Source organism: Lactiplantibacillus argentoratensis (genome assembly GCF_037290055.1).
Lineage (GTDB): Bacteria > Bacillota > Bacilli > Lactobacillales > Lactobacillaceae > Lactiplantibacillus > Lactiplantibacillus plantarum.
On sequence record NZ_CP147647.1, the window covers coordinates 1,571,466 to 1,588,126 of the forward strand.

Consider the following 16,661-nt stretch of genomic DNA (forward strand, 5'->3'; position numbering starts at 1 on the left):
GATTGTGGTTGCTCGTCTTTTTTGTTGTGTGCTTGGCACCCTAGCCAACTCACAATGATAATCCGACTAAAAAAACTGGACCGTGAGCCTCCCAAGATGCTCACATTCCAGTTTTCATTGACCTAGCTATCGTCACCGCAACGCATTTTCACGCGTCCCAATCAGCGATTGCACCGGCCGTTGTGCTTATGCCGGCTGGGTCGATTGGTTTTCGAAGACTAAGTGATCGTCCATCAAATTAATGGCGACCGTCGATTTGGGTGCCACGCGACCCGCAATGATTTCTTTTGCTAGGGGTGTTTCGACGTGATTCGTGATAAAGCGCCGCAACGGCCGAGCACCGTATGCCGGTTCATACCCCTGCTTAGCGATCCACTTCTTGGCTTCATCAGAAATTTTCAGTGTGATTTCACGGTCCTGGAGACGAGCCGACAACCGATCAATCAATTTCACCACGATTTCCTCAATTGCACCCAATTGTAACGGCGTGAACATAATGATGTCATCGATTCGGTTCAAAAATTCTGGTTTGAATCGACTTTGAACCAGCTGCATGACCTGTTGATGCGTCTCATCCGACAAGTGACCCTGGTCGTCCACTCCCGCGAGTAGTAACTCGGAGCCTAAGTTCGACGTCATGATCAAGATGGTATTTTTGAAGTCGACGGTCCGTCCTTGTCCATCCGTCAACCGACCATCATCCAATACTTGTAACAAGATATTAAACACGTCTGGATGGGCCTTTTCGATTTCATCGAATAAAACGATCGAGTAAGGATTACGCCGGACAGCTTCGGTCAACTGACCGCCTTCTTCGTAACCAACGTAGCCCGGTGCCGCCCCGACCAATCGTGAAACGGATTCTTTCTCCATATACTCACTCATATCGATGCGAACCATATGATCATCGGCGTCAAATAAATTCTCAGCCAATGCTTTCGCTAATTCCGTCTTACCGACCCCAGTTGGACCTAAAAACATGAAGGAGCCTAGCGGACGATTAGGATCTTGCAAACCGGCCCGCGAACGTAATACGGCATCCGAAACGGCATCGACCGCCGCATCCTGGCCAACCACCCGTTCATGCAAATGGTCCGCCAAGTGTAATAGTTTCTCGCGTTCACCGGCAACCAGCTTGGCGACTGGGATCCCCGTCATCCGGGAAACCACGTTCGCAATCTGATCCGGTGTGACGGATTCCTCAACTAACCAATCTTCATGATGATCATTGGCTTCCATGACCTTCAACTCTTGTTCCAGCTTGGGAATCGTCCCGTGCTGCAACTTAGCTGCTTGTTCCAGATCATAGTTGTTTTCGGCATTTTCTAAGTCGTGTTTAGCCTTGTCTAACGCCGACTTTTTGTCGCTTAATGCTTGGAGACTCTTCTTTTCACTGTCCCAACGTTCGGATAAAGCCCGCTGTTTTTCCTTAGCGCTGGCGAGTTCTTTTTGCACATCCGCCAACCGTTTAACGGAGGCATCGTCAGTTTCCTTCTTCAAGGCGGCTTCTTCGACCTCTAGCCGCATTAATTGTCGGTTGACTTGGTCTAATTCCGTTGGGTTGGAGTTCATCTCGACCCGGATTTCAGCAGAAGCCTCATCTACTAAATCTAAGGCCTTATCTGGCAAGTAACGATCCGTAATATAACGATCAGACAATTTGGCAGCGGCCACTAGGGCGTTATCATGAATCCGGACACCATGATGGATTTCAAAGCGTTCCTTTAAGCCACGTAAAATACTGATCGTATCTTCAACGCTCGGTTCAGCAACCAATACTTTTTGGAACCGCCGCTCGAGCGCCTTGTCCTTTTCCATGTACTGGCGATACTCATCTAACGTCGTGGCCCCGATCAAATGAAGTTCTCCCCGCGCCAACATTGGTTTCAACAAGTTACCGGCGTCCATACTGCCTTCCGTCTTACCAGCACCAACGATATTATGGATTTCATCGATGAACATGATGATCTGACCATCGCTCTTCTTGATTTCCTTGAGGACGGCTTTGAGTCGTTCTTCAAATTCACCACGATACTTCGCCCCGGCAATCAGGGACCCCATATCTAACGAAAACAACGTCTTATCCTTCAAATTCTCTGGGACGTCACCCCGAACGATCCGTTGTGCGAGTCCTTCTACGATAGCGGTCTTCCCAACACCTGGTTCACCAATCAAGACGGTATTGTTTTTCGTCTTCCGTGACAAGATCCGAATAACGTCCAGAATCTCTTCGTCCCGGCCAATTACTGGATCTTGATTCCCCTGGCGCGCCTGTTTAACCAAGTCGACCCCGTACTTTTCCAAAGCTTGATACTGATCTTCCTGATTACGCGACGTCACCCGCTGGCCACCGCGAATACGATCAACGGCATTCTTGACTTGTCCAGCCGTGATGCCTTGCTGATTCAAGTATTTGGTCAACTGATCACCAGTTTGATCCATCAACGCTAAAGCCAAAGTGTCGGTCGCAAGGTAATCATCGCCTAACGACTTGCGCTTGGCATCGGCAGCCTGCATCAGCGTCGCTAGACTACTGCTCATACTGCCACCGTACTGAACGTTACCACCGCTAACAACGGCAATGTCATCCAGCTCACGGTCGAGCTCTGTTTGTAATTGGTCTAACTCAGCTCCGGCCTCACTAAAGATCTGCCGAACCAGTTCGCCTGGTTGCGTTAAAAATTTAAATAGATGGGGCACCCCAATTTCTTGATGGCGCCGTGTTTGTGCGATTTGTTGTGCCTGTTGTAAGGCTTGTTGTAAACTTTCTGTAAATTGTTCTGGATTCATATTCACGTACCTCCTCAAAAACGGTAGCAAAAAGGCAGCCGTCATAGCTGCCAATTTTTGTTTGACCTTTATTGACTATTAAAGTATAACCCGTAAGGTCAAACAAGGTCAAGAATTTAGTCCTGGTCATAATTATCCTGAACAATTTGTAAGACAACGTCCACGGCCTGGGCCATCACTTGTTCTGAAACGTATTCAAACCGACCGTGCATGTTCTCACCACCAGCAAACAAGTTTGGTGTCGGCAAGCCCATGAATGAGATCTTGGAGCCATCCGTCCCACCACGAACCGGATAAATGGCGGGCGTGATCCCGAGCTTGAGCATGGCTTGTTTGGCCAATTCAACGACCCGCATATCTTTTTCAATGATTTCGCGCATATTGTAATACTGGTCCTTCATCTCGACCTTGATTCGGGCCACACCGTCAGCTAAATTCAGCCGATCCGCAACCGCCAAGAATAGCCGTTTACGTGCTTCGAACTTATCACGGTCATGATCACGAATAATGTAGGTCATCTTGGCGCTATCAACGGTCCCGTCTAAACTAAGCAAGAAGAAGAACCCTTCACGGCCTTCCGTGTGTTCTGGGACATCATGTGCGGGTAACGCCGATTGAAAATCAACGGCTAACTGCAAGGCGTTGACCATCTTGTCCTTAGCTTCACCTGGGTGAACGTTAACACCTGTAATCGTCACCGTTGCTTGGGCCGCGTTGAACGTTTCATACTCCAGTTCACCAAGCGGACCACCATCGACGGTATAGGCATAATCAGCGCCAAAGGCAGGCACATTGAAATGATCGGCACCAGTCCCAATTTCTTCATCAGGACCAAAGGCTAACCGAATCTTGCCGTGTTTGATTTCAGGATGGGCCAACAAATATTCCGCAGCACTAATAATTTCGGCAACACCAGACTTATCGTCAGCTCCAAGCAACGTGGTTCCATCAGTGGTGATCAGCGTGTGACCAGCATAGTTCTTTAAGTTTGGGAAGACCGCCGGATCCAGCACATAGTCCCCATTTCCGAGCTTAATAACTGATTCACCGTCATAATTGTCAACAATTTGTGGATTGACATTTTCCGCATTAAAGTCAGCCGTATCAATATGGGAAATGAAGCCAAGGGTCTTAACGGCTTTATCACTATTAGCAGGAATCGTCGCAAAAACGTACGCGCTTTGTGCATCCTGTTCAACATCGCTCAAGCCTAAGTCGGTGAGCTTACTCATTAATTGCTTTAAAAAGGCCGTTTCACGTGGTGACGAAGGAATTGTCGTTGATTCCTCATCTGAACGACTATTAATTTTGACGAAGGTTAAAAAATCTGAAATTAAGTTTGGATATTTTGACATATGATAACTTCCTTTCCTTATTAAAGCTCATGATTAACTTAGATGAAGGTAAACGGATCAGTATTCAGCTGAGACGCCACAATCTCGATTGGCCAGCCAGCTTGTACACGCCATTGATCAAACAGCTTAGTGAGTTGTGACTTACAAATACTCTCGATATGGTGGCCTGGATCAATGACCGTCAACCCGGCTGCCAGCATATCGTGACCGGTGTGATAATAGACATCCCCGGTCACGTAAGCTTGGGCACCTGCTTGCAACGCTTGGGGATAGAACTTACCACCATCGCCGCCCAGGACGGCCACACGGGTAATCCGTTGTCGGGGATCGGCACTGACTAGTCGCAGGCCACTGACACCAAATACTCGCTTACACTGTTCGGCAAATGCCTGCGCTGATAACGGTGTCGGCAAATCACCGACTCGGCCCATATAATACTGATGACCGCCAGATAACAGTGGCACAACCTGGTAATCCCACGTGTCAGCGGCGAGGTCATTAATGCCCGCTACCGCAGTGGGAACCTGATCAACTAGTAAGCCGACGCTGAACTGTTCACCTGAGTTGACAGCGTAACGATCGAGTGTGGCACCCACGGTATTCGTTAAGTATTCCTGTACCGTTTCAACTTGATCAGTCGGCACCGTGAGGGTCATCTTAACCGCCTGTGCACGGTAGCCCGGGACTAACCCCTCAACATTTTGCAAGTCGAGGGCCGCCGCTAGCCAATCGTTCATTCCACCCTCAGCACAGTCCAAGTTCGTATGGGCCGCGTACACCAAGATGTGATGGGCTGCGAGTTCTGCGTACATTGCTTTCTGAGGATCCTGATAATCGAGATTGTTGGCCGGCCGAAACATGACGGGATGATGCGCAAAAATCATGTCAGCACCGATCGTGATGGCTTCTTGGACAACTTCCGGCCGCACATCCAGGGTAACTAACACCTTGTGGATGTCCTGATGAGGATCGCCGATTTGTAATCCGGTGGGATCATGCTCCCACTTCAACTTGAGTGGCGCAAATTTTTCAAAACGCGCAATTAATTCACTTGCTTGCATCCGTCAAGACTCCTTCAATCAATTTGATTTTTGCGTGAGCCAGCGCTAAATGCTCCGCTGGTAACACTTTAGCCCGTTGCATTTGCGCAACCGCCGCATTTACTCGTTGTAACTCACGTTGCCACTTAGCGATAAACACCGGTGACTTCTCCGTGAGCAGAAACGGACCAAACAACTGCTCAGCCGTCGTGTACGTCACCGGATGATCAACCCGATCAGCACAAATGATCTCATAAGTATGGCCATCTTCAGCTAGAATGCGCTCGGCCACGATTTGAAACTGATTGGCCGCTAGCCACTCCCGGACGGTCGCTTCACCAACGTTCGGTTCGAGTACCAACCGTTGAACACCGGCGAGCTGGGCCGGGCCTTGTTCAAGAATGTGGCGAATCAGCGGACCGCCCATCCCGGCAATCGTGACCGTATCGATACGATCAGCTGGTTCAATCGCAGCGAGGCCATCAGCTAGACGGGCCACTAAGGTACCGGTAAGTCCTAACTTTTGAATCTCATGACGCGCATTTTCAAAGGGCCCCCGGACGACTTCACCAGCGACACCATAACTAATTTGATGATTTAATGCAAGATTAGCTGGCAAATAAGCGTGATCTGACCCAATATCGGCCACGCGGGCGCCCGGCTGGACGAAAGCGCCAACCGTTGCTAATCGTTTTGATAATTGTTTTGCATCCACGTACAGTTCCCCTTTAATTCGGCCAGACTTACCCACGAAACAGCTTTCAGTGATTGTGACTAAATCCGCCCGGCTCAATTGTTTTAATTATTCAGTTTAACTAACCACGCACGTCACTCGCTATCCTCAGCATGTTCCCACAATCGAAACGTAATGGCCGTTGAATTACAGGTCAGCGCTTTATCGTCATCACCCAGCAAGGTCCAACTAACATCGCGCCAACCAAGTCAAGGCGATGCCCAATGGACTATAAGCTAGTGTCACAACACAGATTGCACAGTCGCTTGGACCTTTGTTAGCCAATTGTCTTTAACTTTAAAGCGCAACACATTTCAATCATGATTCAGGACAGCACCAGTATCGCCGTACGTCACTAATCATATTTTACCATGCTTCACCGTGAATACGCATTCAGCTGGCTAATTTTTCCTGAAAATTCCTAAGCTTTGTTCAAACTAACTAAAATTCTATTAATGCAAGTTTAGTTGATAGGTAGACGTGCCATAATATGGCTAATGTCGACTGGCAAGCGACATATTATTTAATGAGAGAAAGTTTGATTAACCATGCGAAAACGTCTTTTAACGACGTCGCCATTTTTGACTGGCTTAAAACTATTAGCTATCCTACCACCGGTGGGTATCGGGTGGCTGATCTACTTAAGCCGGTGGCAATGGTTGGCGTTACTCAAACACCCGCGGCAGTTCAGCCGGCACGACCCGTTGTTGGGCTTTATCGTACTATTAATGGGCATCACGACGCTCAATCTCAATCATCGCGACTATCGAAGCGTCATTCTATCTGTCCTCATGCTTTTTGTATTAGGCAATCTGTGGCTACTATGTCGTGAGTCCACACAATCGATTGCTTGGCACGAGATCCGTAAATTCATCATTCAATTTGGCTTGTATATTACAATTAGTGGTTTTGCTTTTCATTGGCTTAACCAATTATTGACGTTACCCACGTGGCTAAAGTTCATGCTAGGCGACCTCTTATGGGGTTACGCCGCTAATCAAAACCGCTTGTTTGGGTCCGCCTATAATCCGAATGACGCCTGCTGTTTATTATTGATTGCCCTCGGCTTACTATTGACGCAGTTAAGCCATGAAAGCGCTCACCCTTTCACACGTTGGCCACTGATGAACTGGTTTTTCGTCGGCCTACTTTGTGTGGGTATTTATCAAACCAAATCGCGCACCGGGCTCATCATCATGATTATCATTCTAATTATGACGACGTACCAGCTTTGCCGCCACCATCGCATCTTGGTTACGACAATCTTAACCACCGGCAGCTTAGTTGTCTGGCACGTTTTTCCGCGCAGTGCTTCGACCATTACCGCGCTTCAAAGTCGCTTGACGATTTGGCACAACAGCTTCACCGTCTTCAAGCAGGCCCCGTACCTTGGCGTGACGTATTTCGGCTTTGCCCGGCGCTATCTGCAATTGACGGGAACCTATGTCCCACACGCTCACGATATTTTGCTCATGCTACTCGCTTCTTTCGGTATCCTCGGCGGTGCCGGTTTTATTTACTTAGTCCTGAGTAGCGGCTGGCACTTAACCAAATATTGGTACCAGTATCGTACCCCGAATTTGCGCTACTTTATGATGACGTTGCCCATTATTCTGGCCTATGGATTGACGGACTTTGTCTTATCTTCTATGCAAGTATTGATTATTATTTTGCTCATTATCGCTTGTTGGCACCACGAACAACAATTACGGCCAATCATTGGTCCGCGCCAGTATCAGTCCCCGCTAATCTAACGCGGGACATGGTCATCAACTTTAAACGGGCCCGTATCGCCCATGATCACAAAAAGGTGTGCGCTGCCGGTTAACCTACAACGCACACCTTTTTTGGGCAAACCATTAACTAAACCGGCGATACGCCCAGATCGTCAACGGCATAAAAATCGCAATAATCAGGCCCCCACTCATTAGAACCCCAAATGCATTCGGGCCCCACTGACCAGTCCGCAGAATCGTGCGAATCGCAGTAATCGTTACGCTGACCGGGTTCAATCGGACAATTATTTGCAGCGAATCCGGTAGCGTCTTGGTCGGGATAAAGGCGTTGGACAGAAAAGTCAGCACTAAAATAATGATCATCGACAGACTGCCGATCAAGGCTGCATTTTTGACCATTAACCCCACCAACGCAAAGACCCATGAGAGCGACCAGCCAACAAATACCGCCAGCAGGAGGATACTAAGCAATACTAGTGGGCTAGTAGTAGGTCGCCAGCCCATCACAAAGGCCGTCACCAGTGCCATCAAGCCAGAAATAAGCAATCGGAAAACATCCCCCACTAACTGACCGGCTAACGGTACGATTGGTGAAATCGGTAGCGTCTTGAAGCGGTCAAACACCCCCGCGTTAATGTCTTCACGTAATTGCTGTCCGGATCCCGATGCTGCATTCAAAATACTTTGAATCAAAATACCGGTAACTAGCATTGGTAAATAGGCCTGGACACTACCCGCAATGGCCCCACCAAACAAGTAACCGAATAATAGGGTAAAAATAATTGGTTGTATCACCACGTCACTAACATTATCTGGATTATGCCACATTTTTAATAAGTTCCGATGCGTCATTGTCAAAACATGACTTAACTCTGCTGGTTGTTTGATTTCCATCGCTTTGTCCTCCTCTAATTTGTGCCCACGGTCAGTTTAAAAAACACATCATCGAGCGATGGCGCGTGCATCGCAAAGTTACTGACCGTGATTTGAGCAGCTTGTAACCGCGTCAAAATTTCAGTGACCGGCGTCAAGCTAGTGGTATCCAACGGCACGGTTAGGGTCCGTTCTGCAACGCGGACATTTTGACCGAGCATGGCTTGTAAGATATCCTTAGCCGGTGCAACGGCCGTCGTCGCACTGACTTTTAATTCAAGCTCTTGACCCCCTACTGTTTGTTTCAAAGCGGCGGGCGTCCCACTAGCGACCAACTGACCGTGATCGATGAGCGCAATGTGGTCGGCTAACTGGTCGGCTTCTTCTAAGTACTGAGTCGTTAGCACCACGGTCGAACCATCGGCTACTAATTGACGAATCGCTTGCCACATCTGCGCTCTGGTCCGCGGGTCCAAGCCCGTGGTCGGTTCATCGAGAAAAAGAATGGTCGGTTTACCAATCAAGCTAACCGCCAAATCCAATCGCCGGCGCATTCCACCAGAAAACGTAGCCAAGACGTGATCTGCGGACTGAGTCAAATCAAAAGCGGTCAATAATTCGATGGCCCGATTCTTTGCTGCTCGACGGCTTAAGCCGTTCAAACGTCCAAAAATCTGCAAATTTTCCCGCGCACTCAGATCCTGATCAATACTAGCGGTCTGACCAGTCAGACCAAACTGCTGGCGAACACGTCGGGCTTGTGACAACGAATCAAAACCATTGACCAGGATTGTCCCAGCATCTTGTCGCAAAAGCGTTGTCATCATCCTGATAGTCGTCGTTTTACCCGCACCGTTAGGACCCAACAAGCCAAAAATTTCACCCCGTTGGACTTGCAGCGACAAATCTCGAACGGCGACTTTCGTTCCAAATCGCTTCTGAACATGGGTCATTTGGATCATCATTTCTTCATTCAAGCTAAAACCTCCCAAAAATTAATCAGGGCCCCTGATGAAATATATATTAAGACCCCCTGACTAAATTGTCAACGACTAATTATTGACCATCGATCTAAAAAATCAACTAACCTTAACGTACCGCATACCAAAGAATGTTGTATACTTAAGAAAAGAACGAATGGAATGATCAATCGTGACAACGAATATTAAGGCGGAACTAGTCGCCGGAAAATTGGCCGAGTACGAACAACTAAGCAAAATTTATGATGACATTGTCAAGCAGGCCCGTCCAAGAATAACCGTTGAAGGTCAGGGCAAGATTCTACTAGCACTAGCCGATGAGGACCACCTCTCACAAAAACAGTTAGCAAGTCGCCTTGGCATGTCGCCGCAATCAACGAGCGAGTTCGTCTATAAACTTGTCAATCGTCAGCTGGTCACTTTATCCAAGTCCACCAAAGATCGCCGCGTCAACCTTGTGAACTTAACGGCTGCTGGTCGCAAAGAGATTGCATCCGCAGCCCAGGAGGTCCCCCCATTTGTCAACACGCTTTCTGACGACGAGCTCGATCAACTGGCACCCTTGTTAACCAAAATTACCACCGCGATGTATGCGGATATTGACGCTGCCAACCCGACTTTGGGCGTTAAGTTTCACAAATTATTTGCTAGTCGGTACTTGAAACAGTTTAAAAAGTAAATCATATGCCACCTGCCCGTCATTTTTAGATGACCTCTTGCTCCGAATTAACCCTGAATCAGTATTTGGCTCTAAACAAACTTAAAGGCGGACCAATTCAGTTACGAATTGGTCCGCCTTTAGTGATTATTTAACTTTTAACAGGAATCATAGTTTACCATTTATAATCAATTGGGTCCCGTAAGCCCCGGCCAGTCGCTTTGTCCAACATAATGCGTTGTTCAAAGTGCGCCACATTTCGTTTAGTCTCCTTGACCATATCCGGATTGACTGAAACATAGTCGATACCGCTTCGAATCAGGAAGTTAGTAAACTCGGGGTACTCTGATGGTGCTTGACCACAAATCGAAACCGTCTTGCCATCTTTATGCGCCGTCTTAATCAAGTGCCGAATCGCCCGTTTAACGGCCAAATTCCGCTCATCAAAGAGGTGAGCCACCGTATCATTATTACGGTCACAACCCAGGATCAGCATTGCAAGGTCATTCGAACCGATCGAATAGCCATCAACGAATTGATTGAATTGGTCGGCCAAAATAATGTTGGTTGGGATTTCAGCCATCATATAGACTTTGAAGTCAGCACCCCGAACTAGGCCTTCATCGCGCATGATGCTCGTCACTTTTTGTGCTTCGTCAACGGTCCGGACAAATGGAATCATAACGTTCAGATTCTTCAATCCAAATTCATTCCGAACTTTCTTAACCGCTGCCAGCTCCAACTTGAAGGCTTCGATATACTTCGGATCATAGTACCGCGAAGCGCCCCGCCAGCCCAGTAAATCAGCTGGTTCATGCGGCTCGTATTTGTCGCCACCCTTTAGATTACGATATTCGCTCGACTTAAAGTCTGAGAAACGTAGGACGACTGGCCGCGGTGCCATTGCCCGAACAACCTTCGCGATACCATCTGCCAGCATATTGACCACCTTTTCAGGGTGACCCTGCTCAATCAAGTATAGTGGGTGTTCATGAATGAAGGTCGTCCAAAGGAACTCTTCACGCATCAAGCCAATCCCGTCAGCCGGTAAACTTGAATATTTGTCAGCCAGATCAGGATCGCCCAAGTTCATCATCACACCCGTTGCCGTTGGTGCAAAGCTCTCGGCAGCAACCACTTGACCAGCTGCCACTGTGCCGCCATTCTTCGGCTTCAACATGCTGGCGACCTTACCTTGATAGACGACCCCATTCTTAGCATCGACCGTGACAACATCACCGGTCTTCAAGACGTCGGTTGCCGCGACTTCCTTACTTTTAGTGCCGACAATACATGGAATCTGCATCTCACGAGAAACGATCGCAGCGTGACAAGTCATGCCACCGTTATTAGTCACGATTGCTGCAGCTTTCTTCATTGCCGGTACCCAATCTGGTGACGTCATTAACGTCACTAACACTTCACCTTGCTTGAATTGATCAATGTCCTTCGGGTTATCAATGACATGCACGACCCCACTAGCTAAGCCTGGACTGGCTGGTAACCCCCGGACAACGACTTTAGCATCCGCTTCATCCACAACATCTTCGTCGTCAGCTGCATCCTTGTGTTTATTGCGCTGTGACCAAACCGTTTCTGGCCGTGCTTGCACGATCCATAGCCGGTTGGTATTCGTGTCCAAAGCGTATTCCATGTCCATGTAGCAACCGTAATGCCGTTCGATTTCTTTAGCGTAGCCCGCCAATTCGATAACTTGTGCATCCGTTAATACTGGTTGTCCCTGTAATTCATCGGGAACCGGCTCTTCCTTGGTCCCGCCACCCGGTAACCGCATCAGTTGGACGGGTTGTTTAATAATATTCTTTTCAACGATTTTCATGGACTGTTTATCGATAACAAAGTGATCCGGCGTCACTTTGCCCAAGACAATGTATTCGCCCAAACCATAAATAGCATCAATCACGATCTTAGAAGCATCCCCATCCGCCACGTTGACGGAGAACATGATCCCAGAAGCTTTAGAAAAGACCATCATTTGAATTGCAGCTGAAAGCGCCACTTTTTCGTGTGGGAAGTGTTGCTTGTGCCGATAATACGTCGCCCGATCGGTGAACAGCGATGAGTAACATTGTTGAACCCGGTTAACGACATCGGCGGCACCCTTAATATTTAAGTAAGATTCTTGTTGGCCGGCAAATGAAGCGTTTGGCAAGTCTTCCGCAGTCGCTGAAGAACGAATCGCCACGAACGGATCAGTTTGGCCCATCTTCTTGGCTAGATCTGCATAGGCTTGTTCAATATCAGCTGCCAAATCAGCGGGCATCGTCGCTCCCACAATCAAATTACGGATTTGTTCGCACGCGGTATGCAATTCATCAGAATTTTCATAATCCTGAATGCTGGCCAACAAATCATTGACCTTATCATTCAATCCCGTCTGGTTCATGAAGTACTGATACGCCCGGGCGGTGGTCGCAAAGCCATATGGTACCGGAACATCCATCGATGACGTCATTTCACCTAGTGAGGACGATTTGCCACCCACCAGGTTTACATCTTCGCGGTGTAATTCATCAAACCATAAAACGTTTGCCGTATCACGACTACTCATAAGATTACCTCCCTGTGTTTCTTCACTTGAATATCATCATTATCAAACTTAAGTTCTGTAAGTGTTTACATTAACCGTTTATATTGTAGTTCATTTTTACACAAAGTAAAACCCATTTTCATTATTTTCTTGGCAAAATATAGTTGTATACGTTGATTGATCACGCCCGTTAAAGTTCAACGCCGGCGTGAAAGAAAAGGCATTTAACGGGGACATATTTTCAAATTAACTCGGATTCTAATTGCCAACTGTAAGGCCAACTAATTAACGAACTTATTTCACAATATGCGAAATCAACTCATTCCAGACGGTGCAACCCAGTGTTTATCCCCAAAACACAAAGTAGCCAGCGGTGATTACTTTCATCACCACTAGCTACTTTTAGCGTCCATCACTATGACTTAAGTCTAAATCGATATTTCACTAATCCGTAAGCACTTCAACTGGCAGCTGCATTCCTTTCCAGCCTTCCAGCGCTCCTGCTAATTCATACGCATCAAAGCCTGCGGATAGTAGCACGAGTAGCGCCGTCTTGCCGAGGGTTGTCCCACCCGTCCAATCGTACACGACATAGGTCTTCGCCGGATTCAGTTCATTGATTCTAGTTGCCAGATCCTTGGCGGGCATCGCGATTGCACCCTTGATTTGATCTTTCTTCACTTGGGCCGGTGCATTCCGAACATCTAAGACGACGTACTTGCCCGTCGCATTTTGCATATCGGCTAAAACGGTGTGATGATCGATGTATAAGCTTAAATATGTTGTTAACAATTCAATTTTCTTGTCATTCATGATTAATTGCCTCACTTTTTAAGTGTTGGGTCCCCTGCTTGATTTTATCCATTAAATCTTTAAACTGCTGCTGCTCTTCAATCGTAAACGACGCAAAAATTGTCGTAACCGCCTTAAAATTGGCCGGTAAAAATTGCGTCAATACACGACTACCGGCGGCGGTCAAATGAATGGCAACCGTCCGCTTATCATCTTGTGGATGCTGCTTTTCCACCCAGCCTCGCTTTTGCAAACCGACCAGTAACTTGCTCACAGTCGCCCGCGCAGATCCTAGCTTTGTGGCTAACTCCGATGGCAATAGCGTGTGATCAGTTTCATTTTCCAGCAACATCAAAATAATAAACTTAGATTCTGAAAGTTGATATTGATCGAGTAATTGTTCATAGGTGGCTTGCATGGTTCGAAATGTCCACTGAAAATCCAGAAAGGCCAAAACCTGCTCAGCATCCGCCGAGCTACTCACTTTGTCCAGCGTCAATTGCACACGCTGTTTATCTGGTCGATCACGAAACGGAAAGTCAGGCATTGAGATCCTTCTTTCTAAAACTAATTAGCCGGCTAACTACTTTTAGAAGTATACACGCTTTTTCATCATCGTCAACCCTTGAATTGGACTAGCCGTCATTCAAAACACTCACCATCCAAATAACCCTAGCCATCAAGCACCACGACATTCTTCGTTCAAACTGATGCTGATTGAAATCAATAGATTAGCGTGCGCAACTCAACGGAAAGCAAGCAATCAGTTGTCAACATTCAATATTCAGATACTGAGCAGGCACCGACCATTGAACGGGGCCGCGCTTTCGCTGATACTAGCGCCAAGGCCACGCCTAAACACGTCAACGTAGCGAGTTTGAATGATACCTGGATTGCTGCCGAAAATACGACTAGCGCTAGCGATACAGGCAAGTTGCTGATCAAAGATGGCGACCTATATCAACATCGTTATGATAGTTATGAACGAGCTGCTATCCAGGACCTCAGTCACTACTCATTAGGCTCACTGAATCAAAACGTGACCTATGTGGCTTTCAAAACCGATGCAGCCCACGCTGGCTATCAATTAGCCCATACCGCCGTTGCCAGTGGTGATAGTACCGGTATGTTATCTCTCATCATCAACGCGAATAAAATCATCCGTATCAATCAGCAGATTGTTACGACCTATACGAAAACCGTGCCGTCGTCGCTGCTAACGACCTACCGAAAACAGCCGCTGATTTATTTAAGCGAATGGATCAAAAAAAGGCTGGTGAAGTCGCCACGACGATTACGGTAAAGGTCGGTCCCGCGCAGATTGGCATGACCAATAGTATTAACTACCTAACCGACCCCGATGCTGGTCAAATCACAGAGACAATCGTGATCAACTAACAGCCGGAGTGCTTCATTTGAAAAAGGATCAGGGCGCCACTTATCAAGAACGACACTTCATAAATCACGCAGCAAAAGACCTGTTGAACTAATTCTCACATCAAAATAAGCACGTTGTAAAACCACGTTCTGGTGATTTTTACAACGTGCTTATTTTGTCATCGAACACCTGCACCGTATCAGTAATTTTATGCTTAACACAGTAACACAATTTCACGACACCTCAGGCCGATTCAGAAAGTGATCTGGTCAACTGACATCCCAGTATGACACAACACGTCAATTGTCCCGCTTTAATCGTGCAGAGTATGACTGACTAATTGCAAGGTTAGTCCCTAATCATGCTCGTATTCACGTTTTAGCCGCGTCCATCCCGCATGCAGACCAAAAGCCGTTGTAAAGGACAATAACCAGGTCAAACCATAGCACAGCGGAATGCTCAGCCAAGGAGCCTTGACCATCAAAGTACGACCAAAACCACCCCACAACAATTCAGACCAGAAAACATTCGCTAAGTATGCCTTGTAGGCCATACCAGCAAAGAGATGTACAAACTTGCTAACAGGCCGTTGATGACGAACTTGAATCTCACACAACGCCGCCAACAGGCCGATGACTGCTAGCGCATACACCGTCATTGACGGTTTGTAATACGGGGCGTTGTGCAAATTAACCGGGAAGCCGTAACTGAAAAGTTCCCAATTAGTCCAAATCAGGCCAACTAGCCATAGACCAAGTAATCCCGGCCACCACTTGTTAAGCAGGCACTGAAAGGTATCTCGAAACACCCAAGCTAACATGCCATAGAACCCGAAAATCTGGAAACTGATAAAAAGTCGGTCCAGTAAATACCAATCACGGCTGTGAGGACCATGGAAGACTTGTTGGTCATAAAACCACAACCACAGAATAGCCACCAGTGTTGTACCGCCAAATACGATCCAGCCGCGTCGAGGTCGAGACTGACACCAACGGCCAAGCGCCCAGAATAACGGCATTAATAAGATAAATTGTAGCATCATGGTGTTATACCACAGATGCGGCGCTGCATTACCATTAACGAACTGCCAGAAAAAGCCCCGCCAGTCATGATACCGGCTACCTTGCTGCACTTGTGGCATCAAGATTAAGTAGATCGCGGTCCACCAAATCGTCGGAATAAACAGCGCATGCCACTGCTGGTGCAAATAGTTGGTATAGGTCAACGCGGTCTGATTAAGCGTCAAGCGCGTCGTCGTATAGAGAATACCAAAAATAAAGGCCGGTGCCGTATACTTGACCAGATTATAAACAACACCAATCCCAGTTTGCGTGGCAATCGACGGCCCACTTGCCAATGCGTCTGTGAGAATTGGCTGGGCCATCACCGCAGTACAGGCCCCTAGTTTGAGGTAATCGCCAACGTCAGTGACCGCCATCGACGGACTAGAAATCATCGTCACTTGCTACCACCTCTTCGAATTGTTACCAGATCAACCGGTGGTCAACCTTAAACCCAGTCTAATAGATTCCCATGGGATTACAAGTACACTTCGCGAACATTACCAGCTGATGATTGTATTCTTTGATACGATTCCAACTACCTTACCTTTCAAGCAAGCCATACACTTTAAGGGACCATCTAGGCAAAAAAATCGCGTCAGACCGGTCAGCATTAGCCGATTTACGGTCAGACACAATCGTGATTTCTTTATAAATTTCAATCTGGTGGTCTAAGCCCAACCTGCAAATACCTGACTGAGCAGTAGCCAACCA

The 16,661-nt window shown here is 47.4% G+C and carries 14 protein-coding genes; 4 read left to right on the forward strand and 10 right to left on the reverse strand.

Features of this window, described 5'->3' with window-relative positions; all coding sequences use genetic code 11:
* Positions 1-186: 186 nt before the first annotated feature.
* From clpB to V7R88_RS07340, 4 genes are all read right to left on the reverse strand, one after another.
* On the reverse strand, positions 187-2,790 hold the full coding sequence (gene clpB, locus V7R88_RS07325) for an ATP-dependent chaperone ClpB (RefSeq protein WP_338816113.1): 2,604 nt from the start codon (positions 2,788-2,790) through the stop codon (positions 187-189).
* 116 nt (positions 2,791-2,906) lie between these two features.
* A complete protein-coding gene (gene pepT / locus V7R88_RS07330) occupies positions 2,907-4,145 on the reverse strand; it encodes a peptidase T (protein ID WP_057717138.1) in 1,239 nt (412 codons plus the stop codon).
* A 38-nt stretch (positions 4,146-4,183) separates the two neighbouring features.
* The gene (locus V7R88_RS07335; protein ID WP_057717137.1) at positions 4,184-5,206 is read right to left on the reverse strand and encodes a Nif3-like dinuclear metal center hexameric protein; all 1,023 of its coding nucleotides are present in this window, start codon (positions 5,204-5,206) and stop codon (positions 4,184-4,186) included.
* Positions 5,193-5,900: a tRNA (adenine(22)-N(1))-methyltransferase gene (locus V7R88_RS07340; protein ID WP_057717136.1), complete on the reverse strand. Its 708-nt coding sequence runs from the start codon at positions 5,898-5,900 to the stop codon at positions 5,193-5,195. Before V7R88_RS07340 ends, V7R88_RS07335 begins: the two co-directional genes overlap by 14 nt.
* A 566-nt stretch (positions 5,901-6,466) precedes the next feature.
* On the opposite strand from V7R88_RS07340, the gene V7R88_RS07345 reads away from it, so the two are divergent.
* A complete protein-coding gene (locus tag V7R88_RS07345; RefSeq protein ID WP_057717135.1) occupies positions 6,467-7,672 on the forward strand; it encodes an O-antigen ligase family protein in 1,206 nt (401 codons plus the stop codon).
* 105 nt (positions 7,673-7,777) lie between these two features.
* Here V7R88_RS07345 and V7R88_RS07350 read toward each other — a convergent pair whose 3' ends face one another.
* On the reverse strand, positions 7,778-8,548 hold the full coding sequence (locus tag V7R88_RS07350) for an ABC transporter permease (protein WP_057717134.1): 771 nt from the start codon (positions 8,546-8,548) through the stop codon (positions 7,778-7,780).
* 14 nt (positions 8,549-8,562) lie between these two features.
* Positions 8,563-9,504 carry an ATP-binding cassette domain-containing protein gene (locus tag V7R88_RS07355; RefSeq protein ID WP_057717133.1) on the reverse strand — a complete coding sequence of 314 codons (942 nt, stop codon included), beginning with the start codon at positions 9,502-9,504 and terminating at the stop codon, positions 8,563-8,565.
* A 175-nt stretch (positions 9,505-9,679) separates the two neighbouring features.
* Here V7R88_RS07355 and V7R88_RS07360 point away from each other — a divergent pair, with 175 nt between their 5' ends.
* Complete coding sequence (locus tag V7R88_RS07360) at positions 9,680-10,186, forward strand: MarR family winged helix-turn-helix transcriptional regulator (protein WP_003644447.1); 507 nt, start codon at positions 9,680-9,682, stop codon at positions 10,184-10,186.
* 154 nt (positions 10,187-10,340) lie between these two features.
* Here the strand turns inward: V7R88_RS07360 and ppsA are convergent, their stop codons facing one another.
* The 3 genes from ppsA to V7R88_RS07375 all read right to left on the reverse strand — a co-directional run bounded on the left by ppsA (position 10,341) and on the right by V7R88_RS07375 (position 14,055).
* The gene (gene ppsA, locus V7R88_RS07365) at positions 10,341-12,737 is read right to left on the reverse strand and encodes a phosphoenolpyruvate synthase (protein ID WP_060598940.1); all 2,397 of its coding nucleotides are present in this window, start codon (positions 12,735-12,737) and stop codon (positions 10,341-10,343) included.
* Between the two features lie 423 nt (positions 12,738-13,160).
* Positions 13,161-13,529: a rhodanese-like domain-containing protein gene (locus V7R88_RS07370; protein WP_057717131.1), complete on the reverse strand. Its 369-nt coding sequence runs from the start codon at positions 13,527-13,529 to the stop codon at positions 13,161-13,163.
* The gene (locus tag V7R88_RS07375; RefSeq protein ID WP_057717130.1) at positions 13,522-14,055 is read right to left on the reverse strand and encodes a MarR family winged helix-turn-helix transcriptional regulator; all 534 of its coding nucleotides are present in this window, start codon (positions 14,053-14,055) and stop codon (positions 13,522-13,524) included. The genes V7R88_RS07370 and V7R88_RS07375 overlap by 8 nt, the downstream gene beginning before the upstream one ends.
* Before the next feature lie 189 nt (positions 14,056-14,244).
* Between V7R88_RS07375 and V7R88_RS07380 the strand changes: the two genes are divergently transcribed.
* Together V7R88_RS07380 and V7R88_RS07385 are read left to right on the forward strand one after the other, a co-directional pair.
* Entirely contained in the window at positions 14,245-14,811 is a 567-nt protein-coding gene (locus V7R88_RS07380) for a hypothetical protein (RefSeq protein ID WP_225588474.1), read from the forward strand.
* The gene (locus V7R88_RS07385) at positions 14,766-14,906 is read left to right on the forward strand and encodes a hypothetical protein (RefSeq protein WP_227059677.1); all 141 of its coding nucleotides are present in this window, start codon (positions 14,766-14,768) and stop codon (positions 14,904-14,906) included. The genes V7R88_RS07380 and V7R88_RS07385 overlap by 46 nt, the downstream gene beginning before the upstream one ends.
* A 335-nt stretch (positions 14,907-15,241) precedes the next feature.
* Here V7R88_RS07385 and V7R88_RS07390 read toward each other — a convergent pair whose 3' ends face one another.
* Entirely contained in the window at positions 15,242-16,342 is a 1,101-nt protein-coding gene (locus tag V7R88_RS07390; RefSeq protein ID WP_057717213.1) for a hypothetical protein, read from the reverse strand.
* Between the last annotated feature and the right edge of the window lie 319 nt (positions 16,343-16,661).